Origin of the sequence: Pseudomonas sp. NFX183 (assembly GCF_047943075.1) — a bacterium.
Classification (GTDB): domain Bacteria; phylum Pseudomonadota; class Gammaproteobacteria; order Pseudomonadales; family Pseudomonadaceae; genus Aquipseudomonas.
In genome coordinates this window covers 6358532-6381039 of the sequence record NZ_CP181333.1, presented here as the reverse complement: position 1 = coordinate 6381039, position 22508 = coordinate 6358532, and the positions used below count along the sequence as shown (strand labels likewise).

19 protein-coding genes are annotated in these 22508 nt (G+C 61.9%); 10 read left to right on the top strand and 9 right to left on the bottom strand.

What is annotated here, in order from left to right; genetic code table 11:
* Nucleotides 1-215 precede the first annotated feature (215 nt).
* Nucleotides 216-1838, bottom strand: a complete 1623-nt coding sequence (locus ACM530_RS29705; protein ID WP_242200813.1) for an MFS transporter — start codon at nucleotides 1836-1838, stop codon at nucleotides 216-218.
* Nucleotides 1839-1940: 102 nt separating this feature from the next.
* Complete coding sequence (locus ACM530_RS29700) at nucleotides 1941-3587, bottom strand: GMC family oxidoreductase (protein ID WP_416363892.1); 1647 nt, start codon at nucleotides 3585-3587, stop codon at nucleotides 1941-1943.
* 155 nt (nucleotides 3588-3742) lie between these two features.
* On the opposite strand from ACM530_RS29700, the gene ACM530_RS29695 reads away from it, so the two are divergent.
* A complete protein-coding gene (locus ACM530_RS29695; protein ID WP_404487627.1) occupies nucleotides 3743-4636 on the top strand; it encodes a LysR family transcriptional regulator in 894 nt (297 codons plus the stop codon).
* A gap of 179 nt (nucleotides 4637-4815) precedes the next feature.
* On the opposite strand, the gene ACM530_RS29690 is transcribed toward ACM530_RS29695, so the two are convergent.
* The 4 genes from ACM530_RS29690 to ACM530_RS29675 all read right to left on the bottom strand — a co-directional run bounded on the left by ACM530_RS29690 (nucleotide 4816) and on the right by ACM530_RS29675 (nucleotide 9864).
* Nucleotides 4816-6675, bottom strand: coding sequence for a DUF3857 domain-containing transglutaminase family protein (locus ACM530_RS29690; RefSeq protein ID WP_416365135.1), 1860 nt, complete (start codon nucleotides 6673-6675; stop codon nucleotides 4816-4818).
* Nucleotides 6676-6831: 156 nt separating this feature from the next.
* Nucleotides 6832-7932: a DNA alkylation repair protein gene (locus tag ACM530_RS29685; protein WP_416363891.1), complete on the bottom strand. Its 1101-nt coding sequence runs from the start codon at nucleotides 7930-7932 to the stop codon at nucleotides 6832-6834.
* 16 nt (nucleotides 7933-7948) lie between these two features.
* Nucleotides 7949-9295 carry a glutamine synthetase family protein gene (locus ACM530_RS29680; protein ID WP_416363890.1) on the bottom strand — a complete coding sequence of 449 codons (1347 nt, stop codon included), beginning with the start codon at nucleotides 9293-9295 and terminating at the stop codon, nucleotides 7949-7951.
* 11 nt (nucleotides 9296-9306) lie between these two features.
* Complete coding sequence (locus ACM530_RS29675) at nucleotides 9307-9864, bottom strand: helix-turn-helix domain-containing protein (RefSeq protein ID WP_416363889.1); 558 nt, start codon at nucleotides 9862-9864, stop codon at nucleotides 9307-9309.
* 46 nt (nucleotides 9865-9910) lie between these two features.
* Between ACM530_RS29675 and ACM530_RS29670 the strand changes: the two genes are divergently transcribed.
* The 3 genes from ACM530_RS29670 (at nucleotide 9911) to ACM530_RS29660 (ending at nucleotide 11939) form a co-directional block, all read left to right on the top strand.
* Nucleotides 9911-10270 carry a DUF4440 domain-containing protein gene (locus ACM530_RS29670; RefSeq protein WP_145163665.1) on the top strand — a complete coding sequence of 120 codons (360 nt, stop codon included), beginning with the start codon at nucleotides 9911-9913 and terminating at the stop codon, nucleotides 10268-10270.
* A gap of 90 nt (nucleotides 10271-10360) precedes the next feature.
* Nucleotides 10361-10669 (top strand): RcnB family protein, encoded by a 309-nt coding sequence (locus ACM530_RS29665; RefSeq protein WP_106579940.1) that lies wholly within the window; start codon nucleotides 10361-10363, stop codon nucleotides 10667-10669.
* A 76-nt stretch (nucleotides 10670-10745) separates the two neighbouring features.
* Nucleotides 10746-11939 carry an MFS transporter gene (locus ACM530_RS29660; RefSeq protein ID WP_416363888.1) on the top strand — a complete coding sequence of 398 codons (1194 nt, stop codon included), beginning with the start codon at nucleotides 10746-10748 and terminating at the stop codon, nucleotides 11937-11939.
* On the opposite strand, the gene ACM530_RS29655 is transcribed toward ACM530_RS29660, so the two are convergent.
* The 3 genes from ACM530_RS29655 to ACM530_RS29645 all read right to left on the bottom strand — a co-directional run bounded on the left by ACM530_RS29655 (nucleotide 11902) and on the right by ACM530_RS29645 (nucleotide 14059).
* Nucleotides 11902-12174: a DUF1652 domain-containing protein gene (locus ACM530_RS29655; RefSeq protein WP_145163427.1), complete on the bottom strand. Its 273-nt coding sequence runs from the start codon at nucleotides 12172-12174 to the stop codon at nucleotides 11902-11904. The two genes, ACM530_RS29660 and ACM530_RS29655, sit on opposite strands and share 38 nt — an antisense overlap.
* Nucleotides 12175-12188: 14 nt before the next feature.
* Nucleotides 12189-12431 carry a CsbD family protein gene (locus tag ACM530_RS29650; RefSeq protein ID WP_416363887.1) on the bottom strand — a complete coding sequence of 81 codons (243 nt, stop codon included), beginning with the start codon at nucleotides 12429-12431 and terminating at the stop codon, nucleotides 12189-12191.
* A gap of 131 nt (nucleotides 12432-12562) precedes the next feature.
* Nucleotides 12563-14059 carry a PAS domain S-box protein gene (locus ACM530_RS29645; protein WP_416363886.1) on the bottom strand — a complete coding sequence of 499 codons (1497 nt, stop codon included), beginning with the start codon at nucleotides 14057-14059 and terminating at the stop codon, nucleotides 12563-12565.
* Between the two features lie 172 nt (nucleotides 14060-14231).
* Here ACM530_RS29645 and ACM530_RS29640 point away from each other — a divergent pair, with 172 nt between their 5' ends.
* The 6 genes from ACM530_RS29640 to ACM530_RS29615 all read left to right on the top strand — a co-directional run bounded on the left by ACM530_RS29640 (nucleotide 14232) and on the right by ACM530_RS29615 (nucleotide 22392).
* Nucleotides 14232-15200, top strand: a complete 969-nt coding sequence (locus ACM530_RS29640; protein ID WP_416363885.1) for a hypothetical protein — start codon at nucleotides 14232-14234, stop codon at nucleotides 15198-15200.
* Nucleotides 15201-15242: 42 nt separating this feature from the next.
* On the top strand, nucleotides 15243-15446 hold the full coding sequence (locus ACM530_RS29635) for a hypothetical protein (RefSeq protein ID WP_416365143.1): 204 nt from the start codon (nucleotides 15243-15245) through the stop codon (nucleotides 15444-15446).
* Nucleotides 15409-15519, top strand: coding sequence for an AraC family transcriptional regulator (locus tag ACM530_RS29630; protein WP_242200792.1), 111 nt, complete (start codon nucleotides 15409-15411; stop codon nucleotides 15517-15519). Before ACM530_RS29635 ends, ACM530_RS29630 begins: the two co-directional genes overlap by 38 nt.
* Nucleotides 15520-15926: 407 nt before the next feature.
* Entirely contained in the window at nucleotides 15927-16547 is a 621-nt protein-coding gene (locus ACM530_RS29625) for a hypothetical protein (RefSeq protein ID WP_262206229.1), read from the top strand.
* Between the two features lie 146 nt (nucleotides 16548-16693).
* Nucleotides 16694-20953, top strand: coding sequence for a dermonecrotic toxin domain-containing protein (locus ACM530_RS29620; RefSeq protein ID WP_416363884.1), 4260 nt, complete (start codon nucleotides 16694-16696; stop codon nucleotides 20951-20953).
* Nucleotides 20902-22392, top strand: coding sequence for a hypothetical protein (locus tag ACM530_RS29615; protein WP_416363883.1), 1491 nt, complete (start codon nucleotides 20902-20904; stop codon nucleotides 22390-22392). Before ACM530_RS29620 ends, ACM530_RS29615 begins: the two co-directional genes overlap by 52 nt.
* Nucleotides 22393-22508 lie beyond the last annotated feature (116 nt).

Genomic DNA, 22508 nt, shown 5'->3' with positions numbered 1-22508 from the left:
GTCAGATCGGGTTGATGCCTTGCAGGATGCTGAGTCAGAGGGATTTGAGCAACCATTATCTGTATGGATGTACAGCAAAGTGTGTGAGTGCCACAAATCAAAAGTGGGAGCGGGCTTGCTCGCGAAAGCGGTGGATCAGTCAACGAATGTGTCGACTGGCACACCGCCTTCGCGGGCAAGCCCGCTCCCACAAGGGGTCTTAGGCGTCTTGAAGATCAGTTGCTATTGATGTCCACGTTTCGGGTTTCTTTGAGGCAGAACAACCCCACGATCAGACTCACGCCAGTCACCACCACCGGGTACCACAGGCCATAGAAAATGTCGCCGGTGTACACCACCAGGGCAAATGACACAGTCGGCAGGAAGCCGCCAAACCAGCCGTTACCGATGTGATAGGGCAGCGACATCGAGGTGTAGCGGATACGCGTCGGGAACAGTTCCACCATCAACGCTGCCAGTGGGCCGTAGCACATGGCGGCGATCAGGATCAGCACCACGATCAGCACCACCACCATGACCTTGTTGACCTGAGCCACATCCGCTGAAGACGGGTAGCCGGCGAGTGTCACCGCACCGCGCAGGGCCGCTTCGTCGAAACCGTCGATGCGCACGTCACCCACGCTTACCTGCACCGGGCTGCCGGCCGGGGCCGCAGAACTGCTGTACGGCAAGCCTTGCTTGACCAGGAAGGTCTTGACCTTGTCGCACGGGCTGTCAAAGCGCGCCTTGCCCACCGGGTCGAACTGAAAGGTGCACGTGGCCGGGTCGGCCAGCACGATAATCGGTGCCTGATGGCTGGCCTGGTCCATCGCCGGGTTGGTGTAATGCGCCAGGCCCTTGAAGATCGGGAAGTACAGGGCGGTAGCCAGCAGCAGACCGAGCATCAGCACCGGTTTGCGCCCGATTTTGTCAGACAGCCAGCCAAACAGAATAAAGAACGGCGCGCCGATCACCACGCTGATAATCAGCAGCATGTTGGCCAGCGCCGGGTCCATTTTCAGGAATTGGGTGAGGAAGAACAGCACATAGAACTGCGCCGCGTAGAACGTCACTGCTTGCCCGCCGTTGATGCTGAACAGCGCGATCAGCACCACCTTGAGGTTTTCCCATTTGCCGAACGACTCGCGGATCGGCGACTTGCTGGCCTTGCCTTCCTCTTTCATTTTCAAAAACGCCGGCGACTCGTGCAGGCTCATGCGGATCCAGGTGGAAATGCCCAGCAGCACGATGGAAAACAGGAACGGAATCCGCCAGCCCCACACTTCAAACTGGTCGCCGGTGAAGTAACGGCAAGCCAGCACCACCAGCAGCGACAGCAGCAGGCCGAGGGTGGCGGTGGATTGAATCCAGCTGGTGTGCAGGCCGCGTTTGCCGGCCGGCGCGTGCTCGGCCACATAGGTGGCTGCGCCGCCGTACTCACCGCCCAACGCCAGGCCTTGCAACATGCGCAGCACGATCAGGATGACCGGCGCGGCAATGCCGATGCTGGCGTAGGTCGGCAACAGCCCGACACAAAATGTGGCCACGCCCATCAGGATGATGGTGACGAGAAAGGTGTACTTGCGCCCGATCATGTCACCCAGGCGACCAAACACCAACGCGCCGAACGGCCGCACCACGAAGCCGGCCGCAAAGGCCATCAAGGCAAAGATGAACGCGGTGGTGTCATTGACGCCGGCAAAGAACTGTTTGCTGATCACGGCCGCCAGAGCGCCGTAGAGGAAAAAGTCATACCACTCGAACACCGTCCCCAGAGACGAGGCGAAGATGACTTTTCTTGATTCGCTGCCGGTGCTCGCACGAACGGCCGAGCCCAGGGGTTGAGCATGTTCTGACATCGGGTAACCCTCACAGTGATTATTTATTGTTGTTCCACTGTCGGCGCCAACCTCGGCGCCGGTTGTCTCTGTGCAGGCGCCGGCCAGCCGGACGCCTGCAGGTCACGCGGGTGTGGTCATTTCCCTTTCCGGGGCAAGATTCCTTGTGTTCGGCGAAAGGATCAACTGCGCAGCCTTCTCCGCAATCATCAGTGTAGGTGAGCAGGTGTTACCCGACGTGATGCGTGGCATCACCGAGGCATCGGCGATGCGCAAACCCGGCACGCCATGTACGCGCAGTTGGGCATCGACCACGGCGTCTTTGTCGCTGCCCATGCGGCAGGTGCCCACCGGATGGAAAATCGTCGTGCCGATACGCGCGGCGGCTTCGTGCAGTTCCGCTTCGGTCTGCAATGAATCGCCGGGCAGGTATTCCACCGGCTTGAACTGGCTCAAGGCTGGCGCGGCGACGATGCGGCGCGTCAGGCGAATCGCGTCGGCGGCCACGCGCAAATCCTGCGGATGGCTGAGGTAGTTGGGCCGAATCAACGGCGCATCTGCCGGGTTGGCCGAACGGATGTCGATACGGCCGCGGCTTTGCGGGCGCAGGTCGCAGACCGAAGCGGTAAACGCCGGGAACGCATGCAACGGTTCGCCAAAACGCTCCAGTGACAGCGGCTGCACATGGTATTCAAGGTTGGCCGAGGTCTGTTCCGGGCCGGAGCGGGCAAACGCGCCGAGCTGGCTGGGCGCCATCGACAGCGGGCCGCTGCGGTCATACAGGTAGCGCAGGCCCATGCCCATTTTGCCCAACAGGGTGCCCGCGATCTGGTTCAGGGTGCGCGCGTTTTCCAGTTTGTAGATCAGGCGCAGTTGCAGGTGATCCTGCAGGTTGCCGCCCACGCCGGGCAGCTCATGCACCACGTCGATGCCCAATGGTTTGAGCACATTGGAAGGGCCGATCCCCGAGCGTTGCAGGATGCCCGGCGAGCCCACGGAGCCTGCGCACAGTACGATTTCCTTGCGCGCTTTCCAGCTCATCTGCTGGCCGTTTTGACGCCCGAGCACCTGGGAGGCTCGGCCGTTTTCCAGCACCACGCGCTCCACTTCGACCTCGGTCAGCACGGTGAGATTGGGCCGCTGGCGGATCGGCTTGAGAAACGCCTTGGCCGCATTCCAGCGCACGCCGGCCTTCTGATTGACCTGGAAGTAGCCGCAGCCCTCGTTATCGCCCCGGTTGAAATCGCTGATCGGCGCGATGCCGCTTTGCGCCGCAGCATCGCGAAAGGCATCCAGGATCGGCCAGTGCAGGCGCTGTTGCTCAACGCGCCACTCACCGCCGTCGCTGTGAAATTCCGAACCGCCGGCGAAGTGGTTTTCGCTTTGCTTGAACAGTGGCAGCACGTCTTTCCAGGCCCAGCCCGGGTTGCCCTCGGCGGCCCAGCCGTCGTAATCCTGGGCCTGACCGCGCATGTAGATCATGCCGTTGATCGACGAGCAGCCGCCCAGGACCTTGCCGCGCGGGTAACTCAACGCACGGCCTTGCAGGCCTTCCTGGGCTTCGGTCTTGAAGCACCAGTCGGTACGCGGGTTACCGATGCAGAACAGGTAGCCGACGGGAATATGGATCCAGGGGTAATTGTCGCGGCCGCCAGCTTCGAGCAGCAGCACGCGGTGGGCGGGGTTGGCGGACAGTCGATTGGCCAGCAGGCAGCCTGCGGGGCCGGCGCCTACTACCACGTAATCGTATTCAGCAGCTGCAATGGGCATCTGAGGTCTCGCTTGTTTTTCTTATTGGCTCCATCCTAGTTGTTAGTTTTCGTCTTAAAAATGTTAGTTTTTACCCAGCTGCTGTGCGTTTTTAAACAGTGCCTATAGCCACTGCGATGAGCGCAGCTGCTGACTGTCCACGCAAGGGAGGCGATATGTTCGACTGGAATGACCTGCGGTTTTTTCTCGAATTACAACGCAGCGGCCGCTTGCTCACCGCGGCCCAGCGCCTGAAAACCACGCACGCCACTGTCGCCCGGCATATCGAGGCCATCGAAAAGAGCCTGGGTACTGCGCTTTTTGTGCAGCACGCGCAGGGCTACGAGCTGACGCCGTCCGGTGAAGCCTTGCTCAAACACGCCGAGGCCATGGAAAACGTCGCGTTGCTGGCCGAAGACGAACTCACCCATTCCGCTGCGCCCCTGGGCAAGATCCGCCTCGGCGTGGCCGAAGGGTTGGGCGTGATGTTTCTTGCCAGCCGCATGGGTGGGCTGTTTGACCGCTACCCAGGTTTGGAAGTCGAACTGGTGGCCGTGCCGCGCTTCGTCAGCATTCTCAACCGGGAAGCGGAAATCAGCATTCACCTCGAACGCCCCAGCGTCGACCAACTTGTCACGCGCAAACTCACCGACTACCGCCTCGCGCTGTACGCCAGCCGCGCGTATCTGGACCGCAACCCGCCGATTGAAAAGCGCGAAGACCTCGCCGTGCATGCATGGATCGATTACGTCGATGACCTGCTGTTCAGCCAGGAACTCAAATTTCTCAGCAGCTTCTGCCGCAACCCCAAAGTGGTGTTCCACAGCACCAGCGTGATCGCCCAGCACCAGGCGGCGCGCTCGGGGTTGGGCATCGCTGTGTTGCCGTGCTTTATGGCGGCGAGTGACCCGGACCTGGTGGCGCTGCTGCCGGCGGAGGGCATTCAGCGCAGCTACTGGATCAGCTCGCGCCGGGAGCTGCACAAGTCAGTGCGGCTGCGGGTGTTGTGGGATTACGTGGTGGAGTTGTGCGCAAGGGAGCAGGGGTTGCTGCTCGGCGAATCCAGCTGAAGAAACCGGATCAGCCTGCAACACGGCATCCCTCAGATGGCATGAGATCCAAATGTGGGCGCTGGCTTGCCTGCGATGCAGACGCCTCGGTAGATCAGGCATAACCAGTTGCTGCCATCGCAGGCAAGCCAGCTCCCACACAAGCCAGTTTCCACATTGAATTTGCGTTTACGCTGCCTTCAGAGCTTCACCACCTGATGCACCTGCTCGGCACACGCCCGCGCCTCGTCAATCATTTTGCCAAACGCCCCGCTGGCGACCTCGGCGTGAGTCAGCCAACGCGTTTTCTGGCTCAGGCGATAGTGATACCGCAGCCCGTCGTCCGTGCGCTTGCCGTCCAGGTCCAGGTCGTACCACGGCGAGCGCACCTGGCAGCCGGGGATGGCTTTTTCCATCTTGCCGCCGGTCAGCGTGAAGCTGTAGTCGTAGGTCTGCGGGTTGCCCAGGTACAGGTCGGCCTGTTGATGGTGACGGCGGTAGTTGATGAAGCCATCCCAGCGCCCTTTGAGTGACTCATCGGTATAGACGTAGTCATTCGCGAGTTTTTCCAGGGCACGCTGGTCGTTCAGGGTGGCGCGGACGGTGTAGCCGTCGTGCACCACAAAGGTCGTGGGTTGGCGGGTGATCTGGCAGCCGCTGATCTCGTTGCCAAAATGCGCGCAGAGGTTCTGGTCGGTGGCGGTGGTGCCTTGTTGGCGGTCAGCCACGCTCATTTGCATCAGCGGCAGGCGGCCGAAGGTGATGGTCGCCTGGGTGGCACCATTGCCCTGTTTGTCAAAGCGCACCTGTTTGTCCAGACGCAGAGTGGTTTCGGGGCGCTCCAGCGGGACCTGTTCTTCGCGCACCTGGCCCTGAGCGTTGTTGACCAGCACCCAGCGGTCCTGGATGTCGGGCAAGGTCTGGCCTGGGGCAAACACCGGGTTGGTTGGGTCGAGCCACCACACCTGGCCGTCCACTTCGGCGCGCACGATCGCGTGGTTCGGTGCGTTGGTGCCGGGGATCAACAAGGCGTACGCCACGTCGCCGCGGCTGACCCAGGCGGTTTCAGCCTTGATGCCGCTGGCCTTGAGCATCGCCGTCAGCAGGATCGCGAGGTCTTTGCAATCGCCGTAGCCATGCTGCTCGATTTCCGCGAGGTTGAACGGCACGTAGCCACGCTCTGTCGCGCGCCAGTCGCCCAGGTAGCGGTAGTGATCGTTGATGTGCTGCATCAGCGCGGCGACCTGTTCCGCCGGCGCCAGGCCACTGGCCGCGGCCACAGCGGCGGCGGCTTGCGCAGGCAGCCTGGCGGCAAGTATCTGGTTGTAGCGCTGGGCGAAATCACCGAAGTACGCCTGGCGATCCAAGGTGCTGCCCACTTCCAGGCGCGGAATGCGCTGTAGCGCAGCGCTGGACGATTCGTTGATGTAGTTGAGGTAGGTCGGGGCTTTTTGCACCACGTCCAACGTCTTGCCATTGGCCGACGGAGTTACGGTGAAACTGTCGAACAGCTCACTGCGCCACTGGATCGGCCGTTCGGCGGTAAAGCGCGCCTTGACGTGGTCGCGACGGAACGCGCTGGGGCCGAAGGTGAGGGCATAGTGAAACTGACTCACCAGCGGTTTGGCCGCGCGATGTTCGCGCACGGTGTAGCGAATCTGTGTGCCCACGCGCAGGTTCGGGAAGGCCAGGGAGGTCTGCTTGTCGCGGCTGAAACCCTGGTCCGGGTTGGGCGCGGTGCGGGTGTCGATTTGTGCGGCGTCCAGTGCGACCGGCTTGGCGCCAGGCTGGGTGGACTGGGCGCTGATGACCTCGAAGGTGTCGCCTTCGGAGTAATCGAAGTCAATGCGCGAGAGCATTTCGCGGCCGTTGGGTGTGAGGATCGTGTAGTGCTGGGTGGTGGTGCAGTCGATGCTGGCGTCGCGGTTGAAGTGGCAATGCAGCTCGGTGTCACTGGCCAGCGGGGCTTCGGCCATGGGTTGCAGGGCGGCGTTAACAGAATGGGTAACCAGCCCCAGGCTGATGACAATCAAAGAGCGGTGAAACGGAAAACGGTGCAAACGGTGCATTGGCGCCTCGGGTGACACATTGAAACAACTGCCCAACGGGCAGTGAGAAGGCGCCGGATGATAATGGATCGCAACAACAAAAACCAGGATTGTTCGACAATTTATCTGGCTGAAAGGCCCGTGCTAGAGCCTTTTGTTTGATTTGAGTCAAGGCTTTCGCAGTTCAAACTCCGCGCTGCCGAGCTGCTCGCCGTTGACCAGCACACGCACCCGATGCGTGCCCGGGTAGTGCTTGCGCGTGGTCAGTTCACGAATAGGGTGTTCGCGCCGAATGTTGTGGTGTTCGCCCGCGCCCAAGGCGAATGCCTTGAGCTTGAACACCTTGGCCGCACTGTGGCCGGCGCTTTTTACATAGTCGATGGCGTAATCCACCACCAGTTTTTGTGGGGCGGCCGCGGTGGATTCGAGGCTGAATGACAGCGTGATCCGTTCCCCCAGGTTGATCACGGCTGGCGTGACGGCCAGGTGATGCATCTTCACCTCGGCCTTGGCCCCGGCGCCGATGATCGTCAGTGCGCGGGTGTTGCCTTGCTTGATCAGGTTGCGTAAGGCGTGGCGGGCGATCCAGGCGGTGTGCGGGTTGTCCAGGTTCCAGCCTTCGATCAGGCCGAGTACCCATTCCGGATGGTCCTTGGTGATGTCGTTGAGGTGGTTGGCCACCGACTTGCGCACGTACAGGCTGCTGTCGGCGTTGAGGTTGTCGAGGATCGGCGCGCACAGTTCGGGGTTGGCCTGCACCTCGGCCAGGCGAAAAGACCACGGCAGGCGAGGGCGCGAGCCTTCGCTGGCCAGGCGGCGCACGTGTTCGTTGGCATCCAGCGACCATTGCTGCATGACCGCCAGGGTGCGCTGGAAGTCGTTCAGCAAGAAAGGGCGGATGGCAAATTCGGCAGAGCCAAAAGTGGTGAAGTACTTCAGCGCGGCCATGGACCGCCTGAAGTCACCCTGGCCGTAAGTTGCTACGTAGTGCGGCAGGCACAGGCAGACAAACGCGCTGTTCAGGCGCGGCGCAAGGGCGTAAAGCAGCGTGAGCGTTTGCGCGTAATCCAGCGCAATCACGGCGTGCAGGCTGTCGCTGACCCGCGCCACGCGCTGCATCACCGACAACTCGGCAAGCCCGGCCTTGGCGTGCTTGAGAAAACCCTTGGCGTCGAACGCCGGGTACACCGCCGACATCTCGCGGGCGATGTGCTGCAGGCGTTCGGCGTTGAAGATTTCCTTGAGCGCTGGCGCGCTTTGCTCGGGCATCGGTGGTTCCTGGGGGTTAGAGAAACCAGCGGTATTCCCGCGCGTTGATCTCGTGTTGAAAAGCCAGATGGTCCTGGCGTTTGTTCTCGCAATACACGTCGACAAATTCTGCGCCGAGCTTATCGCGCACCACCGGCTGATGTTGCATGGCGCGCACGGCGTCGAGCATCTCAAGGGGAAATTCGGTGCCGCTGAGGCGGTCTTCGTTCAAGGGCGCGATGGGTTCCTGCTTGGCTTCAAGGCCATGCTCAAGCCCTGCCAGGATCGCCGCCAGAACCAGATACGGGTTGGCATCCGCACTGGCCAGGCGGTGCTCGATGCGCAGGTTGCGCGGGTCTGACTCGGGAATGCGCACGCACGCATCGCGGTCTTCAAAGCCCCAGCTGGCACGGGTCGCTGCGTTGACCGTGCCACCCAGGCGGCGGAAGGCGTTGTGGTTGGGCGAGAAGATCGGCATGCAGTGCGGCAGCAATTCCAGGCACCCGGCCACGGCATGGCGCAGCGGTTGTTGCTGGTGCGCGGCGAGCAGATTATTGCCCGCCGCGTCGTAGAGGCTGACATGCACATGCATGCCGCTGCCGGGAAATTGCAGGTAAGGCTTGGCCATGAAGCTGGCACGGTAACCGTGCTTGAGCGCCACGCCACGCGTGCTGCGGCAGAACAGGGCGGCCCAGTCGGCGGCACGCAGGCCGTCATCGAGGTGGCCGAAATTGATTTCGAACTGGCCCGGGCCGATTTCGGCGGTGATCACCGTGATGTCGATGCCCTGGTCCTTGGCGGTTTGCGCCATGTCGTCGAGCACCTCGCTGAAGCGCGACAGCCGCTCGATATGCAAGTTGGGCTGGTCATCGGCGTCCTCGCTCAGCGGGTCGCGGGCGAATTGCGGCAGGCCGTTGTCGAGTTTTTTGTCGAACAGGTAGAACTCCAATTCGAAGGCCACCACCGGATGAATGCCCTTGTGCTGCAGGCGTTCGAGCACCTTGGCCAGCACTTCGCGCGGTTCGAACTCGATCGGTGCCTCGGTGCCGTCCGAGGTGATCAGCATCTGCCCCAGCGGCTGCGACTCCCAACTCACCGGCTTGAGCGTGCCTGGCACCAGACGGCGGTTGGCGTCCGGATCGCCGTCGTGGAAGCAATAATCACCAATCTTGAACAGCCCGCCCTGCGCGCCGAGCAGCACGGCGTTTTGCGGCAGCTTCAGCGGGCTGCCGGCGGCGACTTTTTCCAGCATGTCCACCGGGTAGCGCTTGCCGTAGAAATGCCCCGGAATGTCCAGGGCGATCAGGTCGACGTAACGCACCTCGGGGTGGTTCTGGCGAAAGCTCCGTACTTCGGCCAGCAACGTGGAAGACTGGTTTTTCACAGGTGTTGCTCCTAGTTGTAAACCCACAGCACGCGGGCGGGCAGGTCAGTCAGGTTGGCGTAACGGCAATGGGCGAAACTGGCCAGGTGGAAGCTGTCGCCAGGGCCAAGGGTGACCGAGTCCGGCTCGCCTTCCACCCACAGCGTCAACTCGCCCTCCAGCACAAAACCGGCCTGCTCGGCGCGGTCGCTCATGGTTTGTTCACCGCTGTTGGCACCGGGCGCGAGCAGGCTGTCGAGCATCGAAAAGGCGCCGTTCATGCTCGGCGAGACCAGAATGTCGGTGATGCCGTTGGCGTAATACACCGTGCGCCGCTCGTTGGGGCGTGTGACCCAGTCCACCGCCTTGGGTTTGGGCAGGCTGTAGAAGTAGGTGGTGGGCACGTCGAGGGCGTGGCTGATGGCGGTCAAGTCGGCCACGGTGGGGCGCGACAGGCCACGTTCGACCTGTGACAGGAAACCCACCGAGCGCTCGATTTTTTGCGCAAGTTGCGCCAGGGTGAGTTTCTTGTGTTTGCGCAGGTCGTGGATCAACGCGGCCAGGGTGGCGAGTTCTTGTTGTTGGTTCATGAAATTTATGTCGAGAAATTTCATGAAAAATTACAGGATTAATTTCATGGGGGCAAGGCTGATGGATCTTGAAGCGCATCTGTTTTCGTTAGAGCAGGCGCTGCAGCAGAGCACTACACGCAGCGATGCCGCGCAGCTTGAACGTTTGCTGGCGGATGACTTTGTCGAATTTGGCGCCAGTGGCAATGTCTGGGGCAGTAAGGCCGAAGTGATTGCCGGGTTGCAGGATGAGGCTTTCAGTGCGCGCCGCATGACGGAGTTTGCGGTGAAAGCACTCAGTGACGGGGTGGCGCTGGTGACTTATCGCGGTTACCGCGACGGCGTCGGGGAGTCGTTGCGCAGTTCAGTGTGGCGGCAGGAAGAAGGGCAGTGGCGGATGGTGTTCCATCAAGGCACGCCGGTGTAACCCCTCGCCACAAGGATTGAAGGCGGGCTGAATGATTCCGCGCGCCCGCGGTCCGAACCTGGGTACGCATCATTCATTGAAGGAGCACCCATGAAGTCCAAAACCCTAGCTGCTTGCTTGTTGCTGACCGCGGGCCTGTCCACCGCCAGCTTTGTCGTGCAGGCCGGTGATACCCCGCAGGAAACGGTGAAGCCTTCGAGCATCAACGCACGCGATTTGAAAGAAGGCGACCGCGCCCCGGACATGCTGATGCGCAAGGAGTCGGCGGTCAGCGACTGGAAGAAACGCGGCCTCAAGCAACCCGAAGAAGACAGCCAATGGGCCCGCGTGGGTGACAAGTTCGTGCTGCTCAAAACCACCAACGGCACGATTCTCGAGATCACGCCCGTCAAGAAATGACCGGTCTTTTTTGCCTGCTCTTGCGTTAAGGTAACCGACCCTACAGGTCGCGTTACCTCAAACGGATGAGAGCAGGATGCTTGCCACCATCAGAAACTACCCGCGCACCGTTAACCTGTTGCTGTCCGCCACGTTACTGCTGACGTTGGCCAAGGCCATTACCTTTCCCTATCTGGTGATTTACCTCACCCGTCACTTCGGCCTCGACATCACTCAGGTCGGGTTGGTGATCGGCAGTTCGCTGATTGTCGGCTCATTGCTCAGCGTGTATGGCGGCTTTCTGGTGGACCGCGTGAACAGCTACAGGCTGTTGTTGGGCTTGAGCGCGCTGTTTGTGCTGGGGTTTATCGGCACCGTCGTGGCTCAGGGCATCTGGCTGTTCTACAGCTGCCTGATCCTGATCAACCTGGCCTATGCCGTCATCGACATCGCCATCAAGGCCGGCTTCGCCAGCTTGCTGCCCGAAGACGCGCGCAGCGAAGTGTTTTCCATCAAGTACACCCTGACCAATATCGGCTATGCCGTCGGCCCGTTTTTTGGCGCAATGGTGGCCAAGGTGGATATCAGCTTGCCTTTCGTCCTCTCGGCGCTGCTGGGCCTGGGGTTTTTCCTGCTGTACTGGCGCTGGGGTGATCGCAGCCTGGCCAGCGTCGATGCCACGCACAAACCGCTGGCGTTTCTCACCGTCGGCCGCGTGCTGCTCAGCGACTATCGCCTGGTGTGTTTCACCTTGGGTGGCGTGCTCAGTGCAGTGGTGTTCGGTCAGTTCACGGCGTATCTGTCGCAGTACCTGGTGACAACCACGACCGCGCAATATACCTACACCCTGATCAGCGCCGTGCTCACCACCAACGCCGTCCTGGTGATTGCCTTGCAGTACGTGATTGGCCGGCGCATCTCGCACCGCCACCTGAGCCAGTGGCTGATCGCTGGCCTGGGCATGTTTATGCTGGGTGTGATTGGGTTTGCCTTGGCCACCAGCGTGCTGTGGTGGGTGCTGGCGATGGCGGTATTTACCGTGGGGGAGATCATCGTGTTTCCGGCCGAGTACATGTTTATCGACCGAATTGCCCCTGACCACCTGCGCGGCATGTATTACGGGGCACAGAACCTGTCCAACCTGGGCGCCGCGCTGGGGCCGGTGTTGTGTGGGCTGGTGTTGGCCAGCCTGCCGGCCCACTACATGTTTTACATGCTGGGGGCGTTTACCGTCGGTGGCGGGGTGTTCTATTTCATGGGTGCGTCGCTAAAGGCAAATCATCCAACGTGAGCTTGCCGACGTTGTTGCTTTGCAATTCGTAGCGCAACTCTTCCACCATCTTTTCCACTTCCTGCGGGGTCTGCAGCCGGTTGGTGCTGATCCCGGTCACCACCAGGTCGACCCGGCCGGTTTGGGCGTCGAACACCTTGAGGGTCAATGAAGCGTCCCGGCACAACGTGAACTCGCAGGTCAGCGGCGACAGGCCTTCTTCGATGCAATTACGCAATTGAGAAAGGGTGAACATCTTGCTCAGGCTCCTCAACGACGGCGCAGCAACAGGCCTACCAGCAGGCCTGCACCGGCGACGGTAGCCAGCGGTTTATTGCGGGCGAAATCACTGACCGTATCCAGCGCGTCACCATAGGTCTGCTGCAATTGCCCGGCGGCCTGGCGCGCAACGCCTTCGGCTTGCAACTGCTCATCACCGGTCAGGTCGCCAAGAAAACCCTGGGCCTTGCCTGCAACTTTCTCGACGGCGCCTTTGACTTGTTCGCTTTTCATAGTGCATTCCTTCAAGAGATCAAACCAATACGGCACGGGACTCAAAGCCCTGTGCCCACCCTTCAAGGTTAAGCACCTCGTTATGCGCAAATAAGGCGAATTTGCACCGGTCGTACTAGTGCATTTGCACTTTATTTTTTGCTTTTTACCCGTAATTCCCCGGCAAACAGCCCGCGTTCACGGGCCCAGACGATCGCCGCACTGCGGCTATGCACCCCCAGCTTGGAGTACACCGTGGCCACATGGTTACGCACGGTGTTGGGCGCCAGTTTCAGGCGCGAGGCAATCTCCTTGTCGGCCAGGCCTTCGCAGATCAAACCCAGCACATCGCGTTCACGGGCCGTCAGGTCGGTGAAGGCCACGTTCGGCAAATTGGGGCTGTTGACGCTCTTGGCGTTGGCCAGTTTCTCGATCAGCGTCTGGCTGAACCAGGAGGCGTCCTGCATCACTTCCTCGATGGCAGCCACCAACTCCAGCTCTGAGCGTTTGCGTTCGGTGATGTTCATCATCACCAGCAAATAGCACGGCACATCCTGGATCAGCACGGTGTCGGCGGAGACCACGCAATCGATCACCTCGCTGCCTTTTTTGCGCACCTTGAGGTCCAGGCCGTCGAGGTTGCCGGCTTTTTCCAGCGTCGCAAACAGTTGCGCGCCTGCCTGTGGACTGTCGATGAAGTGAATCTCGTCGATGGTCTTGCCGATCAGCTCTTCACTGGTGTAGCCCGTGATGTTCATGAACGCTTCGTTGATATCCACCACCTGCCGGTTGGCGGCGCTGCACACCAGAGTCGGCACCGGCGTCAGACGGAACGATTTGGCAAAGCGCTCCTCGCTCTGGCGCAGGGCAATTTCCGCCTTGCGCCTTGGCTCCAGGTCGGTGAAGGAAAACAGCATGCAGTCTTCCTCGTTCATGTCCAGCGGCTGGCCCGCGACGATCACCAGCTTGCTGCCGCCTTCGGGCAGGCGCAGCTCGGCCTGCATCTGCGGGATGGTTGCACCTTCGCCCAGGCGCTGGACGGCCAGGTCCTTGCGCTCGGCCTGCTCCAGCACGTCCAGTTCATACACCGAGCGACCGATGACCTGATCGCGGCTGTAGCCGGTCATTTCCAGAAAACCCTGGTTGACCTTGATATAGCGCAGGTCGCTCAAGCGGCAGATCACGGCGGGCGCCGGGTTGGCGTTGAAGGTTTTCTCAAAGCGCTGCTCGGCGCTGGCCCACTCGGTGGCGTCGCTGAGGATCAGCACCAGCAGCTCGGGTTCGCCCTGAGTGTCGGTCAGCACCTGGCTGCGCAAGCGGTGCACCCAGCTGCGGTTTTCGTCGGCGGCGGGGGTGACTTCTACCACCACATCGCTGAACTCTTCACCGGCGGCCACGCGGCTGAGCGGGTAGCTGTCCAGCGGCAGCGGATGGTTGTTGCGATAGCGCAGCGCGAACCGCTTGGCGTATTGCGCAGTATTGACCCCCAACGCCTCGACCTCGCTGACCCCGTGCATGGTCAACGCCGCTTCGTTGGCCCATAGGATGGTCTGGTCAACCTCGGCCAGGATTACGCCGTCGGACAGTCCGGAGATGATCTGCTGCAATTGGCGGCGGTTGGTTTCTTTGGCAAGAACGTCCTGAGTCATGGTCTCTCCGGGGTATGGGCGCATGGCAATTACGACACTTGGGCTCGAGGATAGTGCAGAGAAATCGCCCGGCGCGGGGTGCGAATGCACCAGAAGGCCTGGTGCATTTGCGCGAGGACGGCCGTCCCTGCGCTCGCCAGACTAAAACGGTCAACCACTCAAAGGATTAATCATGACCACTGTCTATGAAACCAATCGTTCACCGTTTCGCGTGTCCTGGAGCTCTGTGCTGGCCGGTAGTGCAATTGCCCTGGTGACCTACCTGGTGCTCAGCGTGCTGGGCACGGCCATCGGCGCCAGCGCGGTCGACCCGATGCAAGCCGGTAACCCGTTGCGTGGCTTCGGCACGGGCGCCGGGATCTGGCTGTTCGTGTCCACGCTGGTCGCCATTGCCGTCGGTGCATTTGTGGCGGGGCGTACCGCGCCGGATCGCGGCGGCCTGCATGGCGTGCTGACCTGGACGCTGACCACGCTCTTCACCACCTGGCTGCTGGCGGCGCTGGCGTCAAGTGTGGTGGGCACGGCAGGCAATGTTGTCGGCAAAGGCCTGTCGGCTGCCGGCAGCGGCATCGCCGTCGCAGCGCCAGGCATCAGCGACAGCGTCAAGCAGCAGCTGGACGAGCAGGGCATCCACCTGGATTGGAACAGCCTGCAAGGCCAACTCGACACCTTGCTCAAGCAAAGTGGCAAGCCTGAACTGGACCCGGCCAACGTCGAGCAGAAAACCGACCAGGCTGCCGCCGATGGCAAGCAAACGGCCACGGATGCCGCGACCAACCCGGCCCAGGCCGGTGATCAGCTCAAGCAGTGGTTCGAGCGCGTGAAAGCCTCCGGTGACCCTGCGTTGAATGCGGCGGATAAAGACGCGCTGGTCAACATCGTTGCGGCCCGTACCGGCAAGAGCAAAGAGCAAGCCACGCAAATCGTCGACAACTATGCGCAGGCTTATCAGCAAGCCATGCAGAAGGTCGATGAGCTCAAGCAACAGGCCGAGCAGAAGGCCCGTGAAGCGGGCGAAGTCGCCGCCAAACAGCTCTCGCGTGCAGCCTGGAGCACCCTGGCCATGCTGCTGTTGGGTGCGGCCCTGAGCTTCTTCGTCGGCCGCACGGCGTTGACCACACGCCGCGTACCTTTGGCTTAACCGTGTCAGCGGCAGGGACGCCGCTTTTCACTGACACCAAACATGCGAGTGTCAGCGCTCCATTCCCGTGCAGTGCCTGAGCATGGCGTGTTGGGCTTCAAGGACGAAGACAGCGGGCGCAGCACGTCGGTGCTCGACCGCCAGTTCGTGTGCGTGCCGCTGCAACGCAGCCATTCTTCCTCATCACTCACTGCTGCGGCATACGCGCATGTCGGTTCTGGAGACCGCCAACAGCGTCGGCTATGAATCACCGTCGCACCTGGCCCATGTGTTTCGGTGTGTGCTGGGTAGGTCGCCGGATGAGTGGCGGCGCGGCTGACATGCCTGGGTCACACTTGCCCCCTGTGGGAGCTGGCTTGCCTGCGATAGCATCACCGCGGTCTGACTGAATGACCGAGCTGCCTGCATCGCAGGCAAGCCAGCTCCCACAGTTGATTGGGTTCCTTCAGATCGATTGCCAATCTTTCATGGCCCGATTCCGCGCATGATCCGGCCGTCGCAGATTTCCCTGCGGTTTCACCGGGACGCGGCGGGGCAGGTTCAAGGGTGCTGGCTGGGTGGGCCGGTGGAATTTGCCGAGGCGCATTCGTGAACATTCGCGGCAACATCAATGCCGTGGGCCAGTGCTGTCCGCTCCCACAGGTTACAGAGCGAAGCCGATAACCTATGTGCCTGAATGAATGCGTAAAATAGCGGCCTTTTACGCGAATCACGCAAAGGTGCCCCTTGAGCGCAGGCAAAGCCGTCGGACTGTTACTCCTCACCTCAATGCTGGCGGCGTGCGGCACCTCGCCGCCACGCACGCCGAATGACCTGTGCGGCATCTTCCGTGAAAAGGACGACTGGTACGACGCCGCCAAAGTCACGCAAAAGCGCTGGGGTGTGCCGATCCAGGTGCCGTTCGCGATCATGTACCAGGAGTCCGGTTTCCATCAGGACGCCCTGGCGCCGCGCAAATATCTGCTGTGGATCATCCCCTGGGGCCGCGTCTCTACTGCCGCCGGCTATGCCCAGGCCAAGGATGAAGTGTGGAACGACTACCGCAAAAGCACGGGCCGCAGCGGCGCCAGTCGGCAGGACTTCGACGACGCTATCGATTTTGTCGGCTGGTACATGGACAAGACCTACACCATCAACGGCGTGTACAAATACGACGCCTACGGCCAGTACCTGAACTATCACGAAGGCTGGGGCGGTTACCGCCAGCGCACTTACGCCGCCAAAGCCTGGCTGCCGCCGGTGGCCAGCAAAGTGCAGGCGCGCTCGCAGATGTATGCGGCGCAATATGCAGGCTGCAAGGATGATTTGGGGCGGGGCTTCTGGAGCCGGTTCTGGCATTGGCTGTAAAGCCTGCCGCGGCCCTGCCACTCAGACAAGGCTCAACGATATAACCGTGGCGCGGGAACACGCGCCCTCGCCACTATCTATCTAACACCGCGCGTACCGGCCGTTCTCCATGCTGATGACTCTTTCATCGCATGGAGCCACGACCAATGAGCACCGCCATTTCTGCCACACCCGTTCCTTCTTTCAGCGAGATCAAGGGTTACCTCAACCAGATCGGCCATCACGTGTTCGAGCAGCCGGCGCCGCTGTTGCCCGAGCAACCTGTCGGCGCCGAGCAGGCGTATTTGCAGCGTATGCACCGCATGCTACGAAGCCACTGCGAGGCGCTCGCCGCCACGCTGCGTGCGCTGTACCAGCCCCTGGAAACCGCCGACCTGCAACATGCCGACGGCAAGGCATTGCTGGCGCGTCTGCGGCGCGAGTTGAACGCTCAAGTGCAAGCGATGCAAGGGCACAGCGTGATCAACGGCAAGGGGCTGCGCAGTTTCCTCAGCAACGAGGCGGGCATTACCGCGTTGGAACAGGAGGCACAGCGTGACCTCAACGACCGGCTGCTGCACCCGGAGATGGCGCGCCAGATCACGCAAATCTCGCTGGGCCCGACGTTTCGTCCCGGCCTGTATGCGCTGACTTTTACCTACCAGGCGCGGCGCATTGAGTTCGCCGGGGCGTTTGTGCTGACCACGCTCAAGCATCCGCGGGTGAACACGCTGACCGACGGCGAATCGGTGGGCAACGTGCTGATGTTCAACCCGCTGCGCGGGTTCGAATCCTTCAACTCGCTGGAAGAACTCGACCGTTACCTGCTGAACGCCATGGACAACGCGGCGTGGCGCAGCGAAATCATGGCGTTGCTGCCCAGACGCTACCAAGCCCTGGGCCCGGCCGGCATCTGGCCACTGGCGCTGGAACCGATCGACGCTGAGCCGCTGTTCGAGCACACGGTTGACGCGTTGACGGCCAAGCGTGAGCAGGATATCGACTGGGCGCTCGACCCGGTGGGGAACCCGGGGCGCACGGCACGCGAGGTGGTCGCTGACCTCGATCTGGCGATCCAGACGACGCTGCCCGACCTCGGCCCGCGCCTGGCATTGCACGCCCAGCGCTTGCTTGACCGCTGCTTGCGCTACAGCGCCCCGGATTGGTATCGCAGCGCCAATACTGCGCAACGAACCCTGCTGGCCCAATTGCTGGCCAGCTATAACCAGGCGCGCGCGACGATGCTCGACCTGCTGGGCCCGGCCGCCACGCCGCCGGCGCTGGCGCGTTATCAAGTGGTCGAGCACTTGGCCGACGAGCTGCAAATCCACGACCTGGACCCCGATCTGCTGCAGGTCAGCACCGGGCGTACCGTGGCGGGTGTGGGCGACTACGAGCAGCAACAAAGCCTGACCCTGCTGGCCTTGCGCGGGTTGCACAAGGGCGATGAGGCGCCGGGGTCGGACTTCCTGACCAGAACCACGCTGACCTATGACCAGACGCCGCTGGATGCTGAGTATCAGGACCTGACGCCGGCCTACCTGGCGAGCTTGCTGGGCCGCCTGCAACCGCGCCTGGCATTTGCCACGGTGCTAAAAGAAAGCCACAGCAGCCCGGTGGTCAAGCAGGCGATCGAATCGATGTTCGACCACCGGCTCAACGCCCTGGCGTACACGGCAGTGTTGCAACACCATTTGAGCGAGGCCGACTACGCATTGATTCAGGCTCTGCGTGAGGGCCGCGGCGAAAACCTCAGCGCCGCTACCGTGTCGCTGCATGAGGCACAGCTCAATGGGTTGTGGCTGCTGCGCCAGACGGACGCCAAGGGTGAGGTCAAACGCCTGTTGCTGTGCACGCCCGAGGCCCCCAGCGCGACGCAGTTCCAGGCGTTTGACACCGAGGCCAGCTGCAAGGCGCACCTGCTTGGCTGGTGCACCCAGCCCGCGATGAAGGGGTATGTCCTCAGTACACTGTCGCTGCGTTTTCGCCCCGCCATGCAACGGATTCTCACGGGCCTGAGCCTCAAACCGCATGCGCAGGAGTACCACGAGGTCAGGTTCACCTTTGTTGCCGATTACGCCGCCGGTCTCAAAGCCCTGGCGCAACACATGCTGGCTACGATGGGCGACGATCTCACGTTCGCCACGCCGCTGTGGTTCAGTTCGGCCAGCCAGGCGCAGCGCCAGACGCTCACCGGCCTGGCGCAGGACACCGAGGGCGCCTTGCGCACTTACCATGGCGATCCGCACGGCCAGGCGCTGTTCCCGACCTTTGCGAGCTTTGTGCATGAACAGGCCAGAATTCGCCTGAACGCGCTGCTCGGGCGCGCCGCGCAGGACGTCGACCCCAATACGGTCCACGTCCATTACCCCCAGGCGTTTCCCGGGCTTACGACGCCGGACTCCGTCACGTACACCCGATTGTTGCGCGACGGTTATCACGACAGCGTGGGGTTTCTGGACCCCAAGTTTGAAACCTCGGCGACCTTTACCGGCCCAGCCGGCGTCGACCTCAGCCGCTTGACGCCTGAAGCGGTGTCGCGCTCGGTGCGGGGCGTGTGGATCGGCCAGCGCTATGTCGACCACGTGCGCAACACCCTGCAAAGCCCCAGCAGCCCCGGCTATGTGTTCCGACGTAACGCAACGCTGGCCATCAGCCAATTGCAGATGCGCAACGCTGCCCTCGAATCACGCTTGCAAGGCCACATCTCCCAGGCTGACCTGGACTGGCTGAACACCTGCCTGCAAAGCCTGGGCAATACCTCCGACCAGGTGCGCGAAAGTTACCAGGTGCACCGGCTGTTTGTGGACGGCGAATGGGTGATCGACACCTTCCTGTTCAAGCGCGGGCATGACCCGGTGCTGCTCTACACGCCGAATGCGCCGGATGGCGTCACCTTTCGCCACGCGCGGCTGTTCAACTATGTGTTGAAACACGTGGATGGCATGGTCGGTTACCTCGCCGAGCGGGTGGGCGCGCAGGCAAAGGCCCGCGTGCATGGGTTTCTGGAGAACGCCAGAAAGCAACTGCCGCAGACCCTAAACCGCAGCCATCCCAGCCCTGGCCGGTATGACCCGATCAGTCGCGAGACGGTAGTGCTCAACCTTCGCCAGGCGCTGTACGACGCCAAGCTGCAGCGCAAGATAGACGACGTCGAGGCAACCTCCGTCAACCGTGCGCACATGATCATGGACCTGGTGTGGAGCGTTATCGAACCCCTCGTTGCCATCGCCACCGCGCCTTACCCGGTGCTGAGCCTGAGCCTGGGCATGTCGCTGGCTTTCAAGGATGGGATGCTCGCCCTGCACGCGTACAACCAGGGGCAGATGGGTGAAGCCTTCGGGCACTACCTTGGCTACCTGCTCAATAGCGCCGGCGCGGTATTCACTGATTTGCGCCCGGCGCTGATCAGCCCGTTGGGCAAGCCGATACGTCCGCTGCTGCATACCGCGCCGCAGGAACAAGCGTTGTCGTTGATCAAACAACTGGAGGCGCCAACGCCGGCCTTCGATGATCTGCAAGCGGTGATGTTCCAAGGCCAGGCGTTATGGACCCGCAAAACGCCCGACGCTCTGGGGCGCTTCCTGCTGCTCAGGCAGGATGCTGCAACCGGGAAATTGCAGTCCACCGGCCGGCTGGTCCATCGTAATACTCAAGGCCAGTGGATGCGTGCCGGTGTTGCGGGTGGCGCACCCAAATATGAAAAACTGCCCGTCGCCGTCAGCCCGCTGGAGCGTTACGAAACCCCGCAGGCGTTGTTGAAAGACCTGGAGCATGTGGTGACCCCTGGCGCCGTGGAGGCGGCCTTCGCGCGCATCGCCGACCCGTATGGCGAGCAGATCGCCAGGGACATCATGGGCAAGCAGCTGTTCCACCTGCGCGCGCCGTATGGCACGGCAGTGGACAACCTGACCCGTGACGCCAACGCTTACTTTGATGCCTTGGCCCCGATTGTTCCCCGGGCCGATGTACTGAGTGTTGAGCCTGACGCCCTGCATGAAGTCATCCTGCATAAGCTGCTCAGTGAAAGCAAAGGGCTGGTGATCGGCGCGAGCGTGGATTCGATTGCCAGCAAGCAGTTCCTGATCGACACCCTGCAAGCCTTGCATGACCACGGCGTGCGGCGTCTGTACATCGAGTACCTGCCCGCCGATGTGTTTAGGGCCAAGCTGGAAACACGCCACACCGCCAAGGCGTCGAAGAGCATCGACACGCACCTCAAGAGCGTCGATAAAGCGTTGGGCATGCCCAAGGACAGCGCCTATTCCTATCAGGCGCTGGTGCAGGCGGCGTCTGATCACGGCATTGAGGTGGGGCGCTGGATGCGTCCACCTCCTACTATCTGGACGATGCATTGGCGGGGGGCACCACCTCGGTGCTCACGCCTCGCGAGAACCGTCTGCGCAACTTCTACTCCCACAAGGTGATCGCCGCCGACGTGGCGGCCAACCCTGACGACGCTTGGGTGGCACTGGTGGATCACCGACGCATGAATACCCATGAGCAAGTCCCCGGCCTGGCCGACCTGCACGGCGCCGTGAGCCTGCGTGTCGAGGATGTCAGCGTCGGCACGCCGGTCGGGGTGTGGAAAGACACGCCCGGCTCGATTCCCGATGATGCGTTGGCCAAGGCTGATTTCAAGATCACCCTGCAGACCGCTTACACCCAACCCCAGGCGCAGGCGTTGCCGCCCCCGTCGCAGCACCGCTACAGCGTGTTCGAGATGCCCTCTGCGCTGCGTGAAGCATTGCGCACGCTGAAAGATTCGCCAAAGGGTCTGGATTCGCGGTATTTCCCCGGCAACCCGGCGCTTCGACCGGCCTACACGGCCTTCCAGCGGACTCGCGAACGTCTCGACGCGGCGGCCGGCGCGCATTTCAAAGACCACGTGCCACCCGCTGCGGCGCCGCAGCCACAGCTGTCACCCGGCCTCACCGCGCGTGAGTTCTTCGAGCGCGCCTATGCCCATTCAAACGGGGTATTGATCGGCGAGGCGCACAGCATGCAATCGAGCAAGGCGCTGTTGATCAAGGAACTGAAGACCATGAAGGTCAAGACGCTCTATGTTGAGCACCTGCTGACGGACCTGCATCAGGCGGACCTTGATGCCTTGTACCAAGGCAGTCCGATGTCCAAGGCGCTCAAGGACTATCTGCGGATACAGGACCGTGGGCACATGTTGGGCTATAAAGGGCCGCACACTTACACCGCGGTGATCGAAACTGCCGCCAAGTACAAGATTCGCGTGCGTGCGCTGGATTGCTTCGCCAGTTACTGCGTCGATGGCATGCCGGATAAAGGAACGTCGCGCACGGCGATGTTCAGCTATTTTGCCAATGAGGTCATCACTCAGGATCAAGCTGCACATGGTCCGCATCGCTGGGTGGCGTTGATGGGCAACACCCACACCGACACGTTCCTGGGCGTGCCTGGCCTGGCAAGGTTGCAGGGCGCCATCAGCCTGCATGTCAACGATGTGGCGCCCGGCCAGCCTATCGGCTTGCGGGCGGGAAAATGGGAGGCGGCCAACAGGCCCCTGCGCCCCGATGAATGGGTGGCGATGCGCAGTGACTTTGCCCTTGATGTGGCGGTGGCCGGCCGCAAGCCGCCGGAGGCGTTCAAGCCCGCCGACCGCTCACGCCTCACGCACGCCGGGCATTTTTTGATCGAGCGCCCGGCGCCCGACCAGACGCTGCTGGTGCATCGTTCGCGCAGCGGCGACATTGTCACCACGCCGATTCAAGTGGACGAGCGCGGGCACTTTTTTATTGATCGGTGGGAGCCGCTCCAACACGAGCGCTATCTCTATCAATTTCATTTGATCGAGGCGCTGCAACTCCACATGGGCTTGCGCCCGGCGCCTTGAATGGCTGCGAGCGGGCAGGGGGGCATTGCTGTCCGCACTCCGTTGGGCCGTGCGCGGGTGCTTGCCAAACGCCGGTGATTCTGGGAAAACGCCCACCTTCTGGTATTCAACGAGCA

Bases quoted from the DNA above. Each gene is read 5' to 3' on its own strand.
- ACM530_RS29700 (WP_416363892.1), bottom strand. From the start codon at position 3,587: ATGCCCATTGCAGCTGCTGAATACGATTACGTGGTAGTAGGCGCCGGC.
- ACM530_RS29650 (WP_416363887.1), bottom strand. From the start codon at position 12,431: ATGAAAAGCGAACAAGTCAAAGGCGCCGTCGAGAAAGTTGCAGGCAAG.
- ACM530_RS29645 (WP_416363886.1), bottom strand. From the start codon at position 14,059: ATGACTCAGGACGTTCTTGCCAAAGAAACCAACCGCCGCCAATTGCAG.
- ACM530_RS29685 (WP_416363891.1), bottom strand. From the start codon at position 7,932: ATGCCCGAGCAAAGCGCGCCAGCGCTCAAGGAAATCTTCAACGCCGAA.
- ACM530_RS29670 (WP_145163665.1), top strand. From the start codon at position 9,911: ATGGGGGCAAGGCTGATGGATCTTGAAGCGCATCTGTTTTCGTTAGAG.
- ACM530_RS29695 (WP_404487627.1), top strand. From the start codon at position 3,743: ATGTTCGACTGGAATGACCTGCGGTTTTTTCTCGAATTACAACGCAGC.
- ACM530_RS29655 (WP_145163427.1), bottom strand. From the start codon at position 12,174: ATGTTCACCCTTTCTCAATTGCGTAATTGCATCGAAGAAGGCCTGTCG.
- ACM530_RS29635 (WP_416365143.1), top strand. From the start codon at position 15,243: ATGCGAGTGTCAGCGCTCCATTCCCGTGCAGTGCCTGAGCATGGCGTG.
- ACM530_RS29660 (WP_416363888.1), top strand. From the start codon at position 10,746: ATGCTTGCCACCATCAGAAACTACCCGCGCACCGTTAACCTGTTGCTG.
- ACM530_RS29620 (WP_416363884.1), top strand. From the start codon at position 16,694: ATGAGCACCGCCATTTCTGCCACACCCGTTCCTTCTTTCAGCGAGATC.
- ACM530_RS29630 (WP_242200792.1), top strand. From the start codon at position 15,409: ATGTCGGTTCTGGAGACCGCCAACAGCGTCGGCTATGAATCACCGTCG.
- ACM530_RS29675 (WP_416363889.1), bottom strand. From the start codon at position 9,864: ATGAACCAACAACAAGAACTCGCCACCCTGGCCGCGTTGATCCACGAC.
- ACM530_RS29665 (WP_106579940.1), top strand. From the start codon at position 10,361: ATGAAGTCCAAAACCCTAGCTGCTTGCTTGTTGCTGACCGCGGGCCTG.
- ACM530_RS29640 (WP_416363885.1), top strand. From the start codon at position 14,232: ATGACCACTGTCTATGAAACCAATCGTTCACCGTTTCGCGTGTCCTGG.
- ACM530_RS29705 (WP_242200813.1), bottom strand. From the start codon at position 1,838: ATGTCAGAACATGCTCAACCCCTGGGCTCGGCCGTTCGTGCGAGCACC.